20 protein-coding genes are annotated in these 19,844 nt (G+C 66.8%); 10 read left to right on the top strand and 10 right to left on the bottom strand.

The window, feature by feature from the left end; genetic code table 11:
• On the bottom strand, positions 1–303 hold the full coding sequence (locus tag ACFO5X_RS08390) for a DUF2849 domain-containing protein (protein WP_380716871.1): 303 nt from the start codon (positions 301–303) through the stop codon (positions 1–3).
• Positions 303–1,697: a siroheme synthase CysG gene (gene cysG / locus ACFO5X_RS08385; protein ID WP_380716870.1), complete on the bottom strand. Its 1,395-nt coding sequence runs from the start codon at positions 1,695–1,697 to the stop codon at positions 303–305. The genes ACFO5X_RS08390 and cysG overlap by 1 nt, the downstream gene beginning before the upstream one ends.
• A 146-nt stretch (positions 1,698–1,843) precedes the next feature.
• On the opposite strand from cysG, the gene ACFO5X_RS08380 reads away from it, so the two are divergent.
• Positions 1,844–2,311, top strand: a complete 468-nt coding sequence (locus tag ACFO5X_RS08380; protein ID WP_380716868.1) for an Lrp/AsnC family transcriptional regulator — start codon at positions 1,844–1,846, stop codon at positions 2,309–2,311.
• A gap of 71 nt (positions 2,312–2,382) precedes the next feature.
• Here the strand turns inward: ACFO5X_RS08380 and ACFO5X_RS08375 are convergent, their stop codons facing one another.
• Positions 2,383–3,027: a DUF1638 domain-containing protein gene (locus tag ACFO5X_RS08375; RefSeq protein WP_380716866.1), complete on the bottom strand. Its 645-nt coding sequence runs from the start codon at positions 3,025–3,027 to the stop codon at positions 2,383–2,385.
• 98 nt (positions 3,028–3,125) lie between these two features.
• Here ACFO5X_RS08375 and ACFO5X_RS08370 point away from each other — a divergent pair, with 98 nt between their 5' ends.
• Positions 3,126–3,611, top strand: a complete 486-nt coding sequence (locus tag ACFO5X_RS08370) for a hypothetical protein (protein ID WP_380716865.1) — start codon at positions 3,126–3,128, stop codon at positions 3,609–3,611.
• Between the two features lie 32 nt (positions 3,612–3,643).
• On the opposite strand, the gene ACFO5X_RS08365 is transcribed toward ACFO5X_RS08370, so the two are convergent.
• Positions 3,644–4,342, bottom strand: a complete 699-nt coding sequence (locus ACFO5X_RS08365; protein WP_380716863.1) for a corrinoid protein — start codon at positions 4,340–4,342, stop codon at positions 3,644–3,646.
• A gap of 180 nt (positions 4,343–4,522) precedes the next feature.
• On the opposite strand from ACFO5X_RS08365, the gene ACFO5X_RS08360 reads away from it, so the two are divergent.
• Complete coding sequence (locus ACFO5X_RS08360) at positions 4,523–5,602, top strand: PA0069 family radical SAM protein (protein ID WP_380716861.1); 1,080 nt, start codon at positions 4,523–4,525, stop codon at positions 5,600–5,602.
• A gap of 57 nt (positions 5,603–5,659) precedes the next feature.
• Here ACFO5X_RS08360 and bmt read toward each other — a convergent pair whose 3' ends face one another.
• From bmt to ACFO5X_RS08345, 3 genes are all read right to left on the bottom strand, one after another.
• On the bottom strand, positions 5,660–6,676 hold the full coding sequence (gene bmt / locus ACFO5X_RS08355; RefSeq protein WP_380717294.1) for a betaine--homocysteine S-methyltransferase: 1,017 nt from the start codon (positions 6,674–6,676) through the stop codon (positions 5,660–5,662).
• 59 nt (positions 6,677–6,735) lie between these two features.
• A complete protein-coding gene (locus tag ACFO5X_RS08350) occupies positions 6,736–8,580 on the bottom strand; it encodes a phosphatidylglycerol lysyltransferase domain-containing protein (RefSeq protein ID WP_380716860.1) in 1,845 nt (614 codons plus the stop codon).
• 80 nt (positions 8,581–8,660) lie between these two features.
• On the bottom strand, positions 8,661–8,978 hold the full coding sequence (locus tag ACFO5X_RS08345) for a DUF1476 domain-containing protein (protein WP_380716857.1): 318 nt from the start codon (positions 8,976–8,978) through the stop codon (positions 8,661–8,663).
• A gap of 161 nt (positions 8,979–9,139) precedes the next feature.
• On the opposite strand from ACFO5X_RS08345, the gene purC reads away from it, so the two are divergent.
• The 5 genes from purC to ACFO5X_RS08320 all read left to right on the top strand — a co-directional run bounded on the left by purC (position 9,140) and on the right by ACFO5X_RS08320 (position 14,245).
• Positions 9,140–9,901: a phosphoribosylaminoimidazolesuccinocarboxamide synthase gene (gene purC, locus ACFO5X_RS08340; RefSeq protein WP_380716855.1), complete on the top strand. Its 762-nt coding sequence runs from the start codon at positions 9,140–9,142 to the stop codon at positions 9,899–9,901.
• A gap of 149 nt (positions 9,902–10,050) precedes the next feature.
• The gene (purS, locus tag ACFO5X_RS08335; RefSeq protein WP_380716853.1) at positions 10,051–10,281 is read left to right on the top strand and encodes a phosphoribosylformylglycinamidine synthase subunit PurS; all 231 of its coding nucleotides are present in this window, start codon (positions 10,051–10,053) and stop codon (positions 10,279–10,281) included.
• A gap of 129 nt (positions 10,282–10,410) precedes the next feature.
• On the top strand, positions 10,411–11,079 hold the full coding sequence (purQ, locus tag ACFO5X_RS08330; RefSeq protein WP_380716850.1) for a phosphoribosylformylglycinamidine synthase subunit PurQ: 669 nt from the start codon (positions 10,411–10,413) through the stop codon (positions 11,077–11,079).
• Positions 11,080–11,115: 36 nt separating this feature from the next.
• Positions 11,116–12,891, top strand: a complete 1,776-nt coding sequence (locus ACFO5X_RS08325) for a sensor histidine kinase (protein WP_380716848.1) — start codon at positions 11,116–11,118, stop codon at positions 12,889–12,891.
• A 19-nt stretch (positions 12,892–12,910) separates the two neighbouring features.
• Positions 12,911–14,245 carry a sigma-54-dependent transcriptional regulator gene (locus tag ACFO5X_RS08320; protein WP_380716847.1) on the top strand — a complete coding sequence of 445 codons (1,335 nt, stop codon included), beginning with the start codon at positions 12,911–12,913 and terminating at the stop codon, positions 14,243–14,245.
• Positions 14,246–14,310: 65 nt separating this feature from the next.
• Here the strand turns inward: ACFO5X_RS08320 and ACFO5X_RS08315 are convergent, their stop codons facing one another.
• Positions 14,311–15,069, bottom strand: a complete 759-nt coding sequence (locus tag ACFO5X_RS08315) for a helix-turn-helix domain-containing protein (RefSeq protein ID WP_380716845.1) — start codon at positions 15,067–15,069, stop codon at positions 14,311–14,313.
• A gap of 272 nt (positions 15,070–15,341) precedes the next feature.
• On the opposite strand from ACFO5X_RS08315, the gene ACFO5X_RS08310 reads away from it, so the two are divergent.
• The gene (locus ACFO5X_RS08310; protein WP_380716844.1) at positions 15,342–15,707 is read left to right on the top strand and encodes a hypothetical protein; all 366 of its coding nucleotides are present in this window, start codon (positions 15,342–15,344) and stop codon (positions 15,705–15,707) included.
• Between the two features lie 5 nt (positions 15,708–15,712).
• Here ACFO5X_RS08310 and ilvN read toward each other — a convergent pair whose 3' ends face one another.
• Positions 15,713–16,273, bottom strand: a complete 561-nt coding sequence (ilvN, locus tag ACFO5X_RS08305) for an acetolactate synthase small subunit (protein WP_380716843.1) — start codon at positions 16,271–16,273, stop codon at positions 15,713–15,715.
• Positions 16,274–16,352: 79 nt separating this feature from the next.
• Positions 16,353–18,107, bottom strand: a complete 1,755-nt coding sequence (locus tag ACFO5X_RS08300) for an acetolactate synthase 3 large subunit (protein ID WP_380716842.1) — start codon at positions 18,105–18,107, stop codon at positions 16,353–16,355.
• A gap of 616 nt (positions 18,108–18,723) precedes the next feature.
• Here ACFO5X_RS08300 and ACFO5X_RS08295 point away from each other — a divergent pair.
• Positions 18,724–19,806 (top strand): TRAP transporter substrate-binding protein, encoded by a 1,083-nt coding sequence (locus ACFO5X_RS08295; RefSeq protein ID WP_380716841.1) that lies wholly within the window; start codon positions 18,724–18,726, stop codon positions 19,804–19,806.
• Positions 19,807–19,844 lie beyond the last annotated feature (38 nt).

Genomic DNA, 19,844 nt, shown 5'->3' with positions numbered 1-19,844 from the left:
TCAGGCCTGAGCGGCCTGCTTGCCGTGGAAGTAGTTGGAGGGGCCGGTGGCGCGGAAGGCCTCGCGGAAATGGGCCGGCGCGGGGCCATTGGCGCTGAGCTTCACCTCGGCGAGATAGGCACCGACGGCGATGCCGGGCTGCTGGATTGCCGCGCGCAGGCGGGAGTCGGCGGTGGGTTCGTCGCGGATCACCTCGGCCTCGGCCAGATCGCGGGTCCAGTCGCCGCTGGCGGTCTGGTAGATCACGTCGCCCAGCAGCAGGTCATTGGCGGTGACGACTTTCGGCGTGTAGGGGCGGGACATCAGGCAAGTTCCTTGTGGAGAGCTGGCAGGGCCTGTGCCGCGGCACGCGGGGCAAGGCCGAGGAAGGTGAGTGCCGGGCCGGTCATGGCGGCGCTGGTCAGGTCGGCGGGCAGGGTGGCGAGCGTGCTGGAGAGCACGCGCTGGTCGGGGCGCGAGGCGTTCTCGATCACCGTCACCGGGGTGGCGCGGTCGGCGCCGTGCATCAGCAGGCGACCCTGGACGAAGCGGGCTGCCTTCTTGCCCATGTAGATCGCGGCGACCTCGCCCGGGCGGGCGAGCGCGGCCCAGTCGTGGTCGGCGAAGCCCGCCACGTCGTGGCCGGTGAGGAAGCGGACCGAGGCGTTGCGGCCCCGGCGCGTCAGGCTCTGGCCGATGGCGGCGACGGCGGCCGAGGCGGCGGTGATGCCGGGGACGATATGCCAGGCGACGCCGGCGGCGTCGCAGGCGTCGATCTCTTCGTCGAGGCGGCCGAAGACGGTGGAGTCGCCGGATTTCAGGCGCACGACCTGGGCGCCGGTGCGGGCGTGTTCGATGAGCAGCGCGTTGATGCGGTCCTGCGAGGTCGAGGGGCCGAAACCTTCCTTGCCGACGTTGATCATCAGCGCCTCGCGGCGGGCGAGGTCGAGGATGGTGGGGGTCACGAGACGGTCGTGGATCACCACATCGGCGGTGTCGAGCGCGCGGCGGGCCTTGAGCGTCAGCAGGTCGGGATCGCCGGGACCGGCGCCGACGAAGGCGACGTGGCCGGGACGGGCAGCCTGATCCATGTGCCGGGCGAGGAGGTCCTGCAGCGCCGCCTGTGCGCCGGATTCGCCGCGTTCGGCGAAGGCCCGGGCGCCTTCGGGGCCGTAGTAGTCGGACCAGAAGTCGCGGCGCGGGCGGCCGTGGGGCAGCGCATCGGCCAGCGCGCGGAAGGCCTTGCCGATGCGGGCGAGCGGGCCGAGCGCGGCGGGCAGGCGGGATTCGATATCGGCCTTGAGCGCGCGGGCGAGCACGGGGGCCGCGCCCTCGGTGCCGATGGCGATGGTGACGGGCGCGCGGTCGACGATGGCGGGGGTGATGAAGGCGGAGGCGTCGAGGTTGTCGACCACGTTCACCAGCACGCCGGCGGCGCGGCCGAGGGCGGCGGTGCGGGCGGCCTGCGCTGCATCCTCCTCGGCGGCATAGGCGAGAGTGACGCCGGTGAAATCGGCGGCCTCGGGCGCGCGGCGCCGGAGGGCCAGGTTGCCGGCCTCGGCCCAGCCTTCGATCTCGGGGGCGGGATCGGTCGCGAAGACGGTGATCGCTGCGGGGGTCTTGAGCAGGAGGCGCAGCTTGGCAAGCGCGGGTTCGCCGCCGCCCGAAAGCAGGACGCGGGCGCCGGCGAGGCTGACGAAGATCGGGAAATGGTTCATGACGAGGCGCCCCGAGGCTGTTTGACTTGGGGGTGAATATAGGAAATATTCCCGCATGAAGGCCATATGCGCGGCCAAATAAGGACGTTTGTTCCATTGGAGCGCGCGAATGGAACGCCCGGCCTGCCAGAAGGAGCTTTGCGGGAATGTCAGTGCGGATCGACGAAACCGACCGGAAAATTCTTATCGAGATGCAGCGCGATGCCAGCCAGTCGCTGGACGATATCGCGCGGGCCGTGGGCAGTTCCAAGACCCCGGTCTGGAACCGAATCCGCAAGCTGAAGGAGGCGGGCGTCATCGGCCAGCAGACCGTGATGCTGGACGCCGAGGCGCTGGGGTTCGAGGCCTGCTTTTTCGTGCTGATCCGCACCTCGGCGCATGAGGCGGAGTGGCAGAAGCAGTTCCTGAACGCGATCCGCGCGCGCCCCGAGGTGCTGGAGGCGCATCGGCTGGCGGGGGATATCGACTATATCCTGAAGGTGCGGGTGAAGAACGCGCGGGCCTATGACACCTTCTATCAGGCGCTGATCTCGGAAGTGCGGGTGCATAACGTGACCGCGCTGTTGTCGATGGAAGAGATCAAGTCGACCACGATGCTGCCGCTGGAGGCCTGAGGGAGGGGGCGCCGCCCCCTCTTGGCCTGCGGCCAATTCACCCCGGAGGTATTTGGGAACCAGAGAAGGGGCTAGCGGCGCGCCCATGCCGCGAGCGTGGTCGCGAGGTCGCCGTAGCCGGTGAAGCGGCGTTCGAAGGCGAGGTTCAGGCGGTCGGCGCAGGCGCGGGCGCGTTCGGTCAGGGCGGGGTCGTCGGTCTGGGCCTGGTAGACGAGTTTGGTGTAATTGCTGAAATACATTTCGATCAACTCGGGGTGGCGGTCGAGGCCGAGGGGTTTCCAGACGAAGGCGTCGAACTGGCGGGCGAGGAAATCGGTCAGGTAGAAGGCGGTGATCTCGTCGTCATGGGCGGCGAAGGCGGCGTTGCCTTCGAAGAAGGCGTAGCAGTGGGGGCCTTCGACCATCTCGACCCCGAGGCGGGCGCAGGCGGCCGCGAGCAGCCCGCCGGTGCCGCAGTCGGCGTAGACGACGAAGATGCGGTCGTAGGCGGCGCGGTGTTTTTCCACCGTCGCCTCGACCGCTTCGGTGATCCTTTCCGGGTGGTTGTGGAGGATCGCGGGAAGGCAGGTGATGTCCATATGGGACCAGCCGTTGCGCTCTTTCAGCGCGACGATCTCGCGGGCCAGCGCGCCGCAAGCGATCAGCAGCAGCCGGCCGCGATGGGCGGGGTCGAGTCCCTCGTAGGTCAGTGTGGCGGCGTCGGGCAGGTCTGACACAAATCTAACCTCTGCGTGTGGCGGTGACGCACATCTTGCGCGCGCGCCCCGCGCCGCGCCAGATCGTGGTGCAACAAGGATACAAGGGGAGTTCTACCATGACCACCGCAACCGCTTCGCGCCTGCCTTCGGCCGGCATCGCCACCCTGGGGGTGATGTTCATCGCGGGCTTTTTTGCCACCATCGCCTTTGATCTCTGGGGCCAGCTGATCAGCCCGGGCCTGGGGTTCGCCAACCTGTCGCCGCATGGGCTGGCGCGCAGCCTGCTGGAGCGTCTGGGCCTGCCGAGCGGCGATTTCGCCGGCTATTTCGTGCATTTCTATCTGGTCGGGCTGATCGGCTATCCGATCGGCTGGCTGTTCGTCTTCCGCCCGCTGTGGCGTTCGGTCATGGGCGCGCGGTTCGGCTGGTTTGTGCCGTCGGCCATCTATGGGTTCGGCCTCTGGGTCTTTGCCATCGGCGGGATCACCGCGATTGCCGGGCTGCCGCTGTTCCTGGGGTTCACCGGAATCGCCTGGGTCGCGCTGGTGGGGCACGTTCTGTACGGGATCGTGCTGGGCTTTGTGGTCGACCGGATCGAATGAGCAGGGCGCGCCCGCGAGGGCGCGCCGCCCGGTCAGGCGTTCATGCGGTTGTGCTTGCGGCCGACGAAATGCTTGGCCGTTTCCACCGCCACGGCGGCGTCGCGGCAATAGGCGTCGGCGCCGATGGCCTTGCCGAATTCCTCGTTCAGCGGGGCGCCGCCGACCAGCACGATGTAGTCGTCGCGCTTGCCCTGTTCGACCAGCGTGTCGATCACCACCTTCATGTAGGGCATGGTGGTCGTCAGCAGGGCGGACATGCCGAGGATATCGGGCCCTTCGCGTTCGAGCGCGTCCAGGTATTTCTCGACCGAGTTGTTGATGCCGAGGTCGACCACCTCGAAGCCGGCGCCTTCCATCATCATGCCGACGAGGTTCTTGCCGATGTCATGAATGTCGCCCTTGACCGTGCCGATCACCATCTTGCCGACGCGGGGCGCGCCGGTTTCGGCGAGCAGCGGCTTGAGGATGGCCATGCCGCCCTTCATCGCGTTGGCCGCCAGTAGCACCTCGGGGACGAAGAGGATGCCGTCGCGGAAGTCGGCGCCGACGATGGTCATGCCGCCCACCAGCGCCTTGGTCAGCACCTCGTAGGGCTGCCAGCCGCGTTCGAGCAGGATGTTCACGCCTTCCTCGATCTCTTCCTTGAGACCGTCGTAAAGGTCGTCGAACATCTGCTGGACCAGTTCCTCGTCGTCGAGTTCCGACAGGATGATCTCGTCATCTTCCGACATGCGTTTTATTCCTTGCATTTGGGCCGGGACGGGACCCCGGGCGGGATAAGCGCACTTTTGGCGAAAGGCCGAAGCGCGGACTGCGATAATTGCGACACTGGCCGCATCTGTTCCGACCAAAGGCCATATAGGCGGCCGGGGCGGGCTTGTGTATGTTCCGCCTTTGTTCTAGTTTGAGCCATGTCTACCGAGTTGCCCATCGATCCGGCGCGGCGCCGCGCGCGCGGCGCGGCCAGCAATGCCCCCGGCCGGTTCGAGCCGGGGCGGAGCCGGGAGCCGGACGGCTGGGACCTGCCCGAGGAGCTGCCGAGCCTGCGCACCGAGGTGCGCATCGAGGTGCCGCGCAGCGTGATCACCTACAACCGCTCTCCCGATCTGCCGTTCGACCGGTCGATCAACCCCTATCGGGGCTGCGAGCATGGCTGCATCTACTGCTTTGCCCGGCCGAGCCATGCCTATCTGGGGCTGTCGCCGGGGCTGGACTTCGAGACGCGGCTGATCGCCCGGCCCGAGGCGGCGCGGGTCCTGGAGCGCGAGCTGGGGTCGAAGGCCTACCGGGTCGCGCCGATCGCGATCGGCACGAACACCGACCCCTATCAGCCGCTGGAGCGGGACATGGGCATCGCGCGGGCCTGCCTGGAGGTGCTGGCCGAATGGGGGCATCCGGTGGCGATCGTCACCAAGGGCACGCTGATCGAGCGCGATCTGGACATCCTGGCGCCGATGGCCGCCCGCGGGCTGGTGCGGGTCGGTATCTCGCTGACGACGCTGGACGCCGGGCTGGCCCGCCGGATGGAGCCGCGTGCGCCCGCGCCGGCGCGGCGGCTGGCGGTGATCCGGCGGCTGAGCGAGGCCGGGATCCCGGTGCGGGTCATGGCCTCGCCCCTGGTGCCGGGGCTGACCGATCACGAGCTGGAGGCGCTGCTGGCCGCCGGGCAGGAAGCCGGTGCTGTGGCGGCGAGCTGGATCATGCTGCGGCTGCCGCGTGAGGTGTCGGCACTGTGGCAGGAGTGGCTGGCCGAACATGCGCCGGGCAAGGCGGCCCGGATCATGGCGCGGCTGCGCGAGATGCACGGCGGCAAGGATTACGATCCCCGCTGGGGGCACCGGATGCGGGGGGAGGGGGAATATGCCGAGATGGTCGGCCGCCGGTTCAGGGCGGCGGTGCGGCGGCTGGGGCTGGATGCGCCGAGCCCGCCGCTGCGCTGCGACCTGTTCGGGCCGCCGGCGCGGCCGGGCGATCAGCTGAGCCTGTTCTGAGGCCGTTTCGCGGGGCATGAGATGCTCCTCTCCGGCGCCTCGCGCGCCGTGGGGCGGTTAGCTGCGGTGGCGGCGGCCGCGGTCGCGCCGGGGCGCGCCGGCATCGGCGCCGGTGCCGTCGCTGGCCGAGGTGAAGGGGCCGAGGGCGGCGACGATCTGGTCGAGCGTCGGCGGTTCGTGCCGGGGGCGGCTGTCGAGCGCCTCGCGCATCAGGCGCAGGTGCTCGGGCATGGTGCCGCAGCAGCCGCCGATGATCTTCGCGCCGCAGTCGCGGGCCATGGCGGCGTAATCGGCCATCAGCGCGGGGGTGCCGTCATAGTGGATGTGGCCTTCGACGTATTTCGGGATTCCGGCGTTGCCCTTGGCGATGATCGGGCGGCCGGTGCCCTGGGCAGCGAAACCGAGGACGGTGCGCAGCAGGTCAGAGGCGCCGGTGCCGCAGTTCGCGCCATAGGCGAGCGGGGCCGGGTCGAGCGTTTCGACCATCTGGGCCATGGCGGCCGAGGTGACGCCCATCATGGTGCGCCCGGCGGTGTCGAAGCTCATCGTGCCGCACCAGGGCAAGCCGGTGAGGGCGAAAGCCTCGGCCGCGGCGCGGTATTCCTCGGGGGCGGAGATGGTTTCGAGCCAGAGCACGTCGACGCCGCCTTCCTTCAGGCCGTCGGCCTGTTCGTGGAACATCTCGACGGCGAGGGCGTGCGAGAGGGCGCCGACGGGTTCCATGATCTCGCCCGTGGGGCCGACCGAGCCGGCGACGACGACCTTGCGGTCGAGCCTGTCGGCGACCTCGCGGCCGAGTTCGGCGCCGACGCGGTTCAGCTCGCGCACGCGGTTCTGGGCGTTGTGCAGCTTGAGCCGGGCTGCGGTGCCGCCGAAGGTGTTGGTCAGGAACAGGTCGCTGCCGGCATCGACCGCGCCCTTGTAGAGCTGGGTGATGTTCTGCGGCGCATCGGTGTTCCAGAGTTCCGGCGCCTCGCCGGCCTGGAGGCCCATGGCAAAGAGATTGGTCCCGGTGGCGCCGTCGGCGAGAAGCACATCGCGGCTGGCCAGCAGTTCGGAAAGCAGATCGCCCATTGTGATGTCGCTCCAACGCAGTTCGGCCGGCGAAGCCGGCGCATGTTCGGCGTGGTCTGTCATGGCGCCGGGCGCATGGCAAATCCATTCTGCTCAACATCTTCATGAATCGCCTGCGGGGACGGGGAAGCCGCGGGGCCGGGCCAGAAGATCGTGCGAGCAAGATCGGCGGCGGCCAGGGCCAGGGCCGGGGCGTCGGGCGCGGCGAGGTAGAGCGGCTCCCACCGGGGGGCGAAGCTGGCCTTGAACTGCGCGAGCCCGCTGCCGCTGTCGCGCGAGAGGCGGTGGTCTGGGACGGCGGCGAGCGACAGGCGCGGCACGCCGGCAGCGGCGGCGGCGCGGATGGCGGCGGTGATGAGCGCATGCATGACTCCATCGGGCAGGCCGGGCTGCCAGCGCATCAGGTCGAGGCACCATTCGCTGGAGGTGGCGTGCAGGGTGACAAAGGCGCGGGCCTCGCCGTTCAGGCGGGCGACGAAAATCTCCTGCCCCTGGATGTAGTCGGCGCAGAAGCGGCCCATCGTGGTGCCGCGCGCGCGGCCGCGGTCGGCCTGCCAGGCGGTGTCTATGGCGGTCAGCGCGGCGAGGGGCGGGGCGGAATCGCGGGTGATGGTGAGGCCCCCACGCTCGGCATGGCGCAGCTTGCGGCGCAGCTGGCGGTGGCGCGGGGTGGAGAGGTCGAAGCGGGCGGTGTCGATCACCGCCTCGCGCGCGATGCGCTGCACCTTCCAGCCGGCGCGGCGGGCGAGAGCGGCGCTGCGGGCGCCGCATTTGTAGAGGCAGGCGATGCGGTTGGCGCTGCGTGCGGTGACCCAGAGCAGGTTCAGCACCTCGGGCATAGGGCCGGAGATCGGATCGAAGATGCCGGCGATCAGCTGCGGCGTGCGGATCGCGGCCACCGCCGCATCGCCGGCGCAGAGGATCTGCCCGCCCGACTGGCGGATCACCGCGGTTTCGGCGCGCAGCAGGTTGGCGGGCAGGCTGGTGGCGGTGGCGGCGGTTTCGGCCATCGCCGGGCCAAAGGGCCGACGCAGCAGCACCGCCCCGGCGATCAGCGCCGGCAGGGCGAAATAGACCAGGCGGAAGCCGATGACGCCGGCAATCACTTGCGCCTCGGTTCCCGCAGGCAGCAGCAGGATCAGCGTCAGCTCGAAGGGGCCGAGGCCGCCGGGCGTGCCCGAGATGAGGGCAGAGCCGAGGGCGACGAGATAGGCCGGGAAGACGGCGGCCCAGGTGAGGCTCGCGGTCTCGGGGATCAGAACGGTGAGGGCCAGCGCGGCGAAGGCAGTGTCGATCACCGTCCAGAGCGCAATGCCGGCCAGCGCCGGGAGCGTCGGGAGGGTGAGTCGGAAGCGGCCGATGCGGATGACCGGCAGGCAGAAGGCGAGGCCCAGCAGCAGTGGCAGGACCAGCAGGCCGCAGACGGGCAGCCAGGGCCGGGCGGGCCAGGGCGTGTCGAAGAGCGAGACCAGCCCGATCAGCGCGGCGAGTGCGGTGAGGAAGGAGACGGCGACGAAGACGGTGAGCCGCACCGCGTCGCGCCAGCGCAAGCCGGGCAGCAGGCGCCAGCGCGCGAAGCTGCCGGTCAGCAGGCCGAAGCCGACCGCCTGGGAAAAGGCGATGGCGCAGGCGCCGGAGCGGCGGGCGGTGCGGGTTAGTACGCCGGTGGCGAGGTGGCGGTGGGCGACCGCGTCATAACGCCCGATGGCCCAGAAGCTGACCAGCGTGGCGGCCAGCGCGGCGAGCCAGTTCAGCGGGCCGGTCTGGCCGAGGGCGCGCAGCGAGTCGCCCATTGCGGCGGGATCGAGCCGCCGGGCCAGCAGCCAGAAGCAGAGCAGGGTCAGCGCGGCCGGCACCGCGACGCGGAGGGCACTGCTGGGGCTGAATGAGATCTGGGCGCGCAAGGCGATCCTCCGGCAAGGCTTCGGCCATAGCCGCTTGCGCCTTACCGGAGGATTAAGCCTCGAACTTTAGCGAACGCGCCTCAGCCCAGCTCGGTCATGAGCTGCGATTTGGCGACGACCAGCAACTCGTCCATCTTGGCGCGGATGGTGGCCGCGTCGGCCTTGCCGCCGAGGTCCTTCTCGACCTTGCGCACGACATCCTCGTGGCCCGCCTCTTCGAAATCGGCGAGCACGACGGATTTGGCGTAGTCGGTGGCGTCATCGCCCGACTTGCCAAGCAGGTCGGCGGCCCAGAGGCCGAGCAGCTTGTTGCGGCGCGCGACGGCCTTGAAGGTCATTTCCTCGTCGTGGGCGAACTTGTTCTCGAATGCGTTTTCGCGGTTGTCGAAGGTGGTCATTGGCCAGGCCCCTTTGATGAATTCGGCTTTTGACCTGATATGCAGGTGGAGGTCGCGCGGCGCAAGGGTTTGTCCTGCGCTTGCGACACTTCTGTGCTTGGACTATATGGCGCTACGCGCGTCTGGGACTCAGCCCGGCACGCATTTCCGAAAGGCTGGCAATGGCGCGTCGCAAGAAGATTTATGAAGGCAAGGCCAAGATTCTTTACGAAGGTCCCGAGCCGGGAACCATCGTTCAGTATTTCAAGGACGACGCCACCGCGTTCAACGCCCAGAAAAAGGACGTGATCGACGGGAAGGGCGTGCTGAACAACCGTCTGTCCGAGTATTTCATGACCGGTCTGAACCAGATCGGCGTGCCGACTCACTTCATCCGGCGGCTGAACATGCGCGAGCAGCTGGTGCGCGCCTGCGAGATCATCCCGCTGGAAATCATCGTGCGGAATTTTGCCGCAGGCTCGCTGTCGAAGCGGCTGGGCATCGAAGAAGGCACCCAGCTGCCGCGCCCGATCGTGGAATATTGCTACAAGGACGACAAGCTGGGCGACCCGCTGGTGACCGAAGAGCATATCGCTGCCTTCGGCTGGGCCAGCCAGCAGGACATGGACGATATCCTGAGCCTGGCGCTGCGGGTCAATGACTTCATGTCGGGGCTGATGCTGGGCGTCGGCATCCGGCTGATCGACTTCAAGATCGAGGTCGGCCGGATCTATGACGGCGATTTCCAGCGCCTTGTCGTGGCCGACGAGATCAGCCCGGACAGCTGCCGGCTGTGGGACATCAACTCGGGCCGGAAGCTGGACAAGGACGTGTTCCGCCGCGATCTGGGCAACCTGACGGATGCCTATTCGGAAGTGGCGCGGCGGCTGGGCGTGATGCCGAACGAGCCGACGCAGATGAACAAGCCGAAGCTGATCAACTGAGCCGTTCCCCGTGCAGGCGGTGACATTTCAGACCCCGGCGTCCCGATGCGGCCGCCGGGGTCTGTTTTTGCGCGGGTGAGGCACGGCCCACGGTTGACAGTGACGGCCGCTTGGGCGAAGCAATCGCCATTCATTCAAAGGGGTCGGACATGCGGGCAATCGTCAGGGTTATGCTGAAGGACGGGGTGCTGGATCCGCAGGGCGAGGCCGTGCGCCATGCGCTGGGCGCGATGGGGTTCGACGGGATCAACGGCGTGCGTCAGGGCAAGCTGATCGAGCTGGATCTGGCCGAGGGCGCAACCGAGGCACAGGTGCGCGAGATGTGCGAACGGCTGCTGGCGAACACGGTGATCGAAAGCTATTCGGTCGAGGTCGCCTGATGTGTGCGGCGGCAGTTCGCGGGTTCCGCGCCTTGCTGTCGATCGAGATAGTCGCCGCGGTGGCGCGCCGAGGGCCGACCGCATCCGGACATGCCGTCATTACCGTTTTCACCCGCTGAGGAGCCAGCCATGAAAGCCGCCATCATCGTTTTTCCCGGTTCGAACTGCGACCGGGATCTTGCCGAAGCCTTCCGCGCCGCCGGGGCCGATGTGACCATGGTCTGGCACAAGGACAGCGCGCTGCCGAAGGATGTGGATATCGTCGGCATTCCGGGTGGCTTCTCGTTCGGGGATTACCTGCGCTGCGGGGCCATCGCCTCGCGCTCGCCGATCTGCACGGCGGTGGTGGAGCATACCCAGCGGGGCGGTTATGCCATCGGCGTCTGCAACGGCTTTCAGGTGCTGACCGAGACCGGCGTGCTGCCTGGCGCGCTGCTGCGCAACGCCGGGCTGAAGTACATCTGCAAGACGGTGCGGCTGAAGGTCGAGACGTCGAACAGCACGTTCACCTCGGGCTATAACGCCGGGGATGTGCTGGGCATTCCGATCGCGCATCATGACGGCAATTATTACGCCGATGCGGCGACGCTGGATGCGCTGAAGGGCGAGGACCGGATCGCCTTTACCTATACCGAGAACCCGAACGGGTCGCAGCGCGACATTGCGGGTGTTCTGTCGGCCAACCGGCGGGTGCTGGGGATGATGCCGCACCCCGAGCGGGCGGTGGACACTGGCCACGGCGGCACCGACGGAGCGGCGATGTTCCGCGCGTTGGTGGGGATGCTGACTCCGGCGTGACTTGAGCGCGGCGCGGGGTTTCTCTAACCTCGCTTCATGCCGTCATCGCGCGCCCAGTTACAGTCGACCCTGATCCTGCCCCGCACTGACACGATCAGCTGGCGGGTGCGGCTGTCTTTGGTGCTGTTGCTGGCGGTGGCGGTGGCCACGATCTGGACCACCAACCGTCTTTTGACCGACCGGTTCACCGCGACCACGCGCAGCCGGGCCGAGCTGCGCCTGGCGCTTTACAGCGGGAACCTGCTGAGCGAGCTGCGCCGCAATGCCATCGTGCCGCAGCTGCTGGCGCGCGACCCGACGCTGATCGCGGCGCTGGACACGCGCAACTTTGCCGAGTCGACCGAGCGGCTGACCTCGTTCCTTGAGGAAATCGGCGCGGCAGGGCTGATGCTGCTGGACGCCGAGGCGCGGACGGTGGCGGCGACGGAAAGCAACGTGCTGGGCACGACCCATCACGACGCGCCGTATTTCGTCGAGGCGATGCGGTCGAACGCCACGGTGTTCTCGGTCATCGAGCGGGGCGACGGCACCTACCGGTTCATCTACTCGCGCCGGGTGGAGGCCGGGCCGGCGGCGCTGGGGGTGATCGTGGTCGAGGTCGATCTGCAGAAGTTCGAGCGCGCCTGGGCGGGCATTTCGGACGCGGTGCTGGTGGCCGACAGTACGGGGCGGATCGTGCTGGCCACAGAGTCGCGCTGGCGCGGGCTGTCCGAGGAGGTGGCGCTGAAGCGGCAGGATCCGCAGAGCGCGATCCAGCGGGCGATCCGGGCGACGGCGGATTGGACCGCCGTTCCGGCGGATGCCTATATCCAGGGCGAGGGGGTGATGCGCACCGAGACGCGGATTCCGTTCCGTGGGTGGCGCATGACCTCCTTCACCACCTACGCCTCGATCCGCGAGCGGGTGAACGGGGTTCTGGCGCTGGAGATCATGGGATTCGCGATCCTGCTGGCGCTGGCCTTCTATGCTTTGAGCCGCAAGACGGCGCTGCGGATGGCGCTGTTCCAGCGCGAGTCGGCAGAGCTTCGCGCATTGAACGCGCGGTTGCAGCGGGAAATCGCCGAGCGGGAGCGGGTGCAGGAGACGCTGGCGGTGACCGAGCAGTCGCTGGCGCAGAGTTCGAAACTGGCGGCGCTGGGCGAGATGTCGGCGGCGGTCAGCCACGAGCTGAACCAGCCGCTGGCGGCGATGAAGACCTATCTGGCGGGCGCGCGGCTGCTGATCCGGCGCAACCGGCCGGAAGAGGCGCTGTCGTCCTTCGGGCGGATCGACAGCCTGATCGAGCGCATGGGCGCGATCACGCGGCAGCTAAAATCCTATGCCAGGAAGGGCGGCGACGCCTTTGCGGCCTTTGACATGCGCGATGCGCTGGCCTCTTCGCTGTCGATGATGGAGCCGCAGCTGCGCCAGCGGCAGGTGCAGATCACGCAGGTGTTGCCCGATCATCCGGTGAAGGTGAACGGCGACCGGATGCGGATCGAGCAGGTGATGATCAACCTGCTGCGCAACGCGCTGGACGCGACGAAGTCGGTCTCGGACCCGGAAATCCAGATCATTCTGGCCGCCGGCGCCACCGCGACGCTGACGGTGCGCGACAACGGCGACGGCATCGAGGACTTGGATTCGCTTTTCGAGCCATTTTATACCACCAAGCAGCCCGGAGACGGCGTTGGACTTGGTCTGGCGATCTCATCCGGAATTGTCACGGATCACGGCGGACGGCTGACGGCACGGAACGGACAACGAGGTGGAGCCGTTTTCGAAGTGCAGCTGCCGATCGTGAAGGAAGACGGCGTAGAAGCCGCCGAATAGAAAAGAGGGTATGCGACCAATGGCCCAGGCAATGAAGATTGCGATTGTGGACGACGAGCAGGACATGCGCCAGTCGATCAGCCAATGGCTGGCCCTGTCGGGATATGACACCGAAACCTTCGCCAGCGCCGAGGATGCTCTGCGCGTGCTGGGGCCGGAGTATCCGGGCATCGTGATCTCGGACATCCGGATGCCCGGTATGGACGGGATGCAGTTCCTGAAGAAGCTGATGGGGCATGACAGCGCGCTGCCCGTCATCATGATCACCGGCCACGGCGACGTGCCGATGGCTGTGGAGGCGATGCGCGTCGGCGCGTTTGATTTCCTCGAGAAACCGTTCAACCCCGACCACATGTCGCGGCTGGCCAAGCGGGCCACGGGCGCGCGGCGGCTGGTGCTGGACAACCGGGCGCTGCGGCGCGAGCTGTCGGACGGCGGCCAGATCATGAAGAAGCTGATCGGCGCCAGCCCGGTGATGCAGCGGCTGAAGGAAGACATCCTGGACCTGGGGCAGGCCGATGGCCATGTGCTGATCGACGGCGAGACGGGCACCGGCAAGACGCTGGTCGCGCATGCCCTGCATGCGGTGGGCAGCCGGGCGGGCAAGAAGTTCGTGCTGGTGAGCTGCGGCGCGCTGGAGGAGCAGGCGCTGGCCAAGCGGCTGTTCGGGCCGATGCTGCCCGAGGACACCCAGCTGCCGGCCATTGAGGAAGCCCGCGGCGGCACGCTGGTGCTGGAGGATATCGAGGCGCTGACCGACACGCTGCAGGCGCGACTGCTGTCGGTGATCAACGAGCAGGGCACCCCGGGCGAGACGCGGATCGTTGCGATCTCGAACCTGCAGGAGGCGGGGCGCACGTCGGAAGACGTGCTGCGGCCCGATCTGTTCTATCGGCTGGCGGCGCTGCGGATCACCGTTCCGCCACTGCGCCAGCGCGGCGAGGACATCCTGACGCTGTTCACCCGCCTCAGCGAGCAGTTCGCCGAGGAATACGGCTGTGACGCGCCGAAGGTCAGCGCGCAGGAGGCGGCGCAGCTGTTGCAGGCGCCCTGGCCGGGGAACGTTCGGCAGCTGATCAACATCGCCGAGCGCGCGGTGCTGCAATCGCGGCGGGGGTCGGGCACCATCGCCTCGCTGCTGATGAGCGATCACGAAGAGATGCAGCCGGTGATGACCACCGAGGGCAAGCCGCTGAAGGAATATGTGGAAGCCTTCGAGCGGATGCTGATCGACAACACCATGCGCCGCCACAAGGGGTCGATCGCCAGCGTGATGGACGAGCTGTGCCTGCCGCGACGGACGCTGAACGAGAAGATGGCGAAATACGGACTGCAGCGGTCGGATTACACCTGAGCCGCTGAAATGACCTGAGCCGTTCGGGACCGCCCGCCGCTTGATGAGCGGCGGGCGGTTTGCGTTCAGCGGAAGGGGTCGTTGACCTGCAACAGCCGCAGGTGGAACGGCAGCAGGTCCTTTTCGGTCTTGAATCCGGTGGTGCGGGCGGCGGGCATCACCTTGCGGCCGTCGCGGCCGAGGTATTCGTAGACCATGCGCGCGACGCGGGTGCCGTGGGCGGTTTCGCGCATCGGGCGGGCGACGTAGCCGACCCAGTAGTTGTTCTCGAAGGAGGTGACGCGGCTCAGGAAGTTGAACGAACTTGTCAGCGAATGGCGGCGCGACACCACCATAGTCACGCCGTCTTCCTGCTGGGCGACATAGCCGCGGAATTCGCGCGAGTGCGCGTCATCGGGCAGGCCCTGGGCCCGCATCGCCTCGCGCGCCTCGAAGCCGCGCAGGAACGTCACTTCGCCTTCGCGGAAGATGTAGATGAGCCCGACGACATATTGCGTGTCGGCAAGGAAGCTGCGGCGGCTGAAGCGGTAGAATCCCGAGGGGAAGTAGTCCTCGGGGATGCCCTTGATCCCGGCGCCGATGAAGTCGGAAAGGAAGGGGTTGCTCAGCGGGTCGGCCCCGGCGGTCAGCATCTCAACCGGTTCGAGGAGGATGCGGGCATCGACGCCGAAGAACTCGCATATGCGGTCGAGAACGTCCGGGCGGGGGAAGCTTTCGCCGGAGAGGTAGCGGTTGAACTGGGTGCGGTTGATGCCCAGCTGGCGCGAGAGTTCCGAAATGGACGGATAACGTGTCGACAGTTTGCGCAGATTTGCGCCGAACATGTTGCGGAGGTCTGCCGGTGAACGAGAGTGCATGCCCATGGTTGGAGTTTCCTCGCCCTGTGGTTGTATTTGGGTTGGCGACTTCTCTCACGAAATCGAAGCGTCCACCACATTACTTTTTTTGTTGACGCTAATTGGCGTCATGCCTGTAGCGCTTTGACGCCAGAAAACTATCGGCTTCGACACAAAATGCAAGATGCCGACGCCCAAATAACCGTGTTTGCGCGGCATGATTTGCCGCACAGTCAGGGTATTGGCGGAAAGGGCGTAACATGTACGGTGTTGTACTCTGGAGTGACAATGAGGACCGCAACGCTGTGATCTGGTGCGAGGATCACGGGGAACTGGCCTTCTGCCGACAGGAAGACAGAGCCCAAAGTGTCGATCTTGACGCCGGTGACTGGATCCAGTTCGATCTTGATGCAGATCGGCATCAGCGGATTGCGAGCAACCCGAGGTTGGTGGCGGAGGGATTGTTCGGAGGACTGGCCGATCAGCTGGAATTGGCCTCTATGCCGCCGGGAGCAGGTGCCCGGCGCGCAAGCGCAGAGGTCATTCCGCTATGCGCGAGGGGCGCCGAACGCCGCCGGTGGAGGGATGACGATTCCTTCGTCGGCGACGTTCTGGCCCAGGGCTGAGGGCGTCAGGCGCCCCGCAGCAGTGCGGCGACGCCGGTGCGGGCGATTTCCGTAAGCCCCAGCGGGCGCATCAGGTCGGCGAAGGCCTCGATCTTGTCGGGGGCGCCGGTGATCTCGAAGACGAAGCTGTTGAGCGTCGAGTCGACTACGCTGGCGCGGAAGATGTCGGCGAGGCGCAGCGCCTCGACCCGCTTGTCGCCGGTCCCGACCACCTTCAGCATGGCGAGTTCGCGTTCGACGCTGGGGCCCTCGACGGTGAGGTCGTGGACCTCGTGCACCACCACGATGCGGCCGAGCTGGGCCTTGATCTGCTCGATCACCTGCGGGGTGCCGGTGGTGACGATGGTGATGCGCGAGAGGTGGCCGGTGTGATCCACCTCGGCGACCGTCAGGCTTTCGATGTTGTAGCCGCGTCCGGAGAAGAGGCCGATGACGCGGGCCAGCACACCCGGTTCGTTCTCGACCAGGACGGCCAGGGTGTGACGTTCCTCGGTTTCGGAAAACGCGGGGCGCAGGTTATAGGCGGAATGGCTGGTCGCGCCTTTTTTGAGGTGTAGCGGGGACATCTGATTCACTCTCTTTCCGTTTCGTCGCGCCAATCTTTCCGGGAAAGATTGGGCCAAAGTTTCCTGGAAACTTTGGCGGTTACACCAGCACCGACCCCTTGGTGTCGATCGCACCCTGGGTTTCGGCGTCGCCGAGAAGCATCTCGTTGTGCGCCTTGCCCGAAGGGATCATCGGGAAGCAGTTCTCGTGCTTTTCCACAAGGCAGTCGAAGATCACCGGGCCGTCGTGGGTGATCATCTCCATGATGGCGTCGTCGAGATCCTTCGGATCCTTGCAGAGGATGCCCTTGGCGCCGAAGGCCTCGGCGAGTTTGACGAAGTCGGGCAGGGCCTCGGACCAGGAGTGCGAGAAGCGGCCGCCGTGCAGCAGGTCCTGCCACTGGCGGACCATGCCGAGGCGTTCGTTGTTGAGGATGAATTGCTTGACCGGCAGGCGGAACTGCACCGCAGTGCCCATCTCCTGCATGTTCATCAGCCACGAGGCCTCGCCCGCGACGTTGATGACCAGAGCGTCGGGGTGGGCCATCTGCACGCCGATGGAGGCGGGGAAGCCGTAGCCCATGGTGCCGAGGCCGCCGGAGGTCATCCAGTGGTTCGGATCCTCGAAGTGGAGGAACTGCGCCGCCCACATCTGGTGCTGGCCGACTTCGGTGGTGATGAAGCGGTCCTTGCGGTCCTTGGTCAGCGCCTCGAGCCGTTCCAGCGCGTATTGCGGTTTGATCGATGTGGTGGAGGGCTTGTAGTCGAGGCAGCGGACCTTGCGCCACTCGTCGATCTGGCGGCGCCATTTCACCACGGCTTCGGCGTCGGTCTTGCGACCGCGCGATTTCCAGACCTTGAGCAGGTCTTCGAGGACATGGGCCACGTCGCCGACGATCGGGATGTCGGCCTTGATGACCTTGTTGATCGAGGAGGGGTCGATGTCGATATGGGCCTTTTTCGACTTCGGGCTAAAGGCGTCGACGCGGCCGGTGATGCGGTCGTCGAAGCGGGCGCCGACGTTGATCATCAGGTCGCAGCCGTGCATGGCGAGGTTGGCCTCGTAGAGTCCGTGCATCCCGAGCATCCCGAGCCAATGCGTGCCGCTGGCCGGATAGGCGCCGAGGCCCATCAGGGTGGAGGTGATCGGAAAGCCGGTGGCGTCGACCAGCTCGCGCAGCAGCTGGCTGGCCGCGGGGCCGGAGTTGATGACGCCGCCGCCGGTATAGAAGACCGGGCGCTTGGCCTTTTCGATGGCTTCGACCAGTTCCGTAATCGCCGCCATGTCGCCCTTGAGCTTGGGCTGGTAGTGCGAGGTCGACGGCTTGGGCGCGACATAGGTGCCGGTGGCGAACTGGACGTCCTTCGGCACGTCGATCAGCACCGGGCCGGGGCGGCCGGAGCGGGCGACGTGGAAGGCCTCGTGCATGGTCGCGGCAAGGCGGTTGGTGTCCTTCACCAGCCAGTTGTGCTTGGTGCAGGGGCGGGTGATGCCGACGGTGTCGGCCTCCTGGAAGGCGTCCGAGCCGATCAGGAAGGTGGGCACCTGGGCCGAGATGACGAGGATCGGGATCGAGTCGAGCAGCGCGTCGGTCAGGCCGGTGACCGTGTTGGTCGCGCCGGGGCCCGAGGTGACGAGGCAGACGCCGACCTTGCCGGTCGAGCGGGCATAACCTTCGGCGGCGTGCACGGCGCCCTGTTCGTGGCGTACCAGGATGTGGCGGATGTCGTTCTGCTGGAAGATTTCATCATAGATCGGCAGCGCGGCGCCGCCGGGATAGCCGAAAATGGTATCGACGCCCTGATCCTTCAGCGCCTGAACCACCATCTTCGCCCCGGTCATTTCCCGTGTCATCTGTCTTGCTCCATCATGCGGACGATCCGGCCGCAGAACATAAAAAAAGCCCCCGAGGGTGTCGGAGGCGCATGGGTCATAATCTGGATTTCCGTTACCGGCCCATGCGCTTCGATCCTACGATTACGATTAGGGTCGTCATACCCAGAGACTCCGATTTCGTGTGGGCGGACATTATGGAGGACGGAAAGGGGCGTCAACCGCGAATGTGCAGCGAAAAGTGACCTTGGGGGCGGAAAAATCGCAACTTTCTTGCTCGGGAGTGGGGTGCGCCGGCAAGTTTCGGTATTTCGGGGCGGCCTGTCGGCGGTGAGTCGCTGCGCTTGGGCAACCGCTTTCGCCGCACGGCGGCGGCATCGGCACGACGAATCAAGCGCGTCGGCCCGACGGGTCAACCGCAACCGTTACGTTACGGAAGAATGGCGCAAACCGCAGGGTTGTAGCGAATTACGAGGGGATGATGCCGAGGTATTGGGCGGCTGGGGGCAAATTCTGTGCGAAAATGCATGAAATTTCCTATTCACAAGAAGCCGTGAACGGATAGTGTGACTCCACTCAACAAGCCGCAGGGATCAGCAAGAAACCCTCAATGGCACCAACGGGAGGAACTAACCTAATGGATCGTCGCTCTTTTCTAAAGACCACCGCCCTCGGCGGCTCGGCCGCTGCAGCCACGACGCTGGCCGCGCCTGCCTATGCGCAGGGCAAGCGGACCCTGACGCTGGTCACAACCTGGGGCCGTGGCCTGGCCGGTGTGCATGACTCGGCGCAGTATTGCGCCGATGCGATCACTGCCGCCACCGATGGCGCGCTGACCATCGACCTCAAGGCCGCCGGCGAACTGGTCGGGGCCTTCGAGGTGTTCGACGCCGTGACCTCGGGTCAGGCGGACATGTATCACGGGGCGGACTACTATTTCACCGGGCAGCATCCGGCCTATCAGTTCTTCACCGCGGCGCCCTTCGGCATGACCGCGCAGGAGATCGTGAACTGGTATTATCACGGCGGCGGTCTGGGCTTCCATGACGAGCTGGGCCAGATCTTCGGGCTGAAGTCCTTCCTGGCCGGCAACACCGGCGCGCAGTCGGGCGGATGGTTCCGCAAGGAGATCAACGGGCCCGAGGATTTCAACGGTCTGAAGTTCCGGATGCCGGGCATGGGCGGTCAGGCGCTGGGCAAGCTGGGCGCGAGCGTGCAGAACCTGCCGGGCGCGGAGGTCTATCAGGCGCTGTCCTCGGGTGCGATCGACGGGACCGAGTGGATCGGACCCTGGGCCGACGAAAAGGCCGGTTTCCAGGAGATCACCAAGTTCTACTATACCGCCGGCTTCCACGAGCCGGGCGCGGCGCTGTCGCTGGCGACCAACCGGGACGTCTTCGAGAGCCTGTCGCCGGCGCATCAGGCCATCATCGAGCAGGTGGCGGCCGCCTCCCACCAGTGGACGCTGGCGCTGTTCCTGTCCAACAACTCGGCCGCGCTGGGCCGGCTGCGGGCGGGCGGCGTGAAGACGCTGCAGTTCCCGGATTCGGTCTGGGATGCCTTCGGCAAGGCCTCGGCCGAAACGCTGGACCAGTACATGAGCGACGAGCTGTTCGCCAAGATCCGCGAGAGCGTGAACACCTCGATGCGGTCGTCTTCGGCCTGGCTGGCCCTGTCGGACGGCGCCTATACCGCACAACGCGACCGCGTGCTGAGCTAAGCCCGCGACGCCGCGACGAAACAGCAGGTCCGCCTTCG

Origin of the sequence: Seohaeicola nanhaiensis, from assembly GCF_042654245.1 — a bacterium.
GTDB lineage: Bacteria > Pseudomonadota > Alphaproteobacteria > Rhodobacterales > Rhodobacteraceae > Seohaeicola_A > Seohaeicola_A nanhaiensis.
Note: the sequence above shows the minus strand (reverse complement) of the source record. Positions and strands in the feature narration are given on the sequence as shown.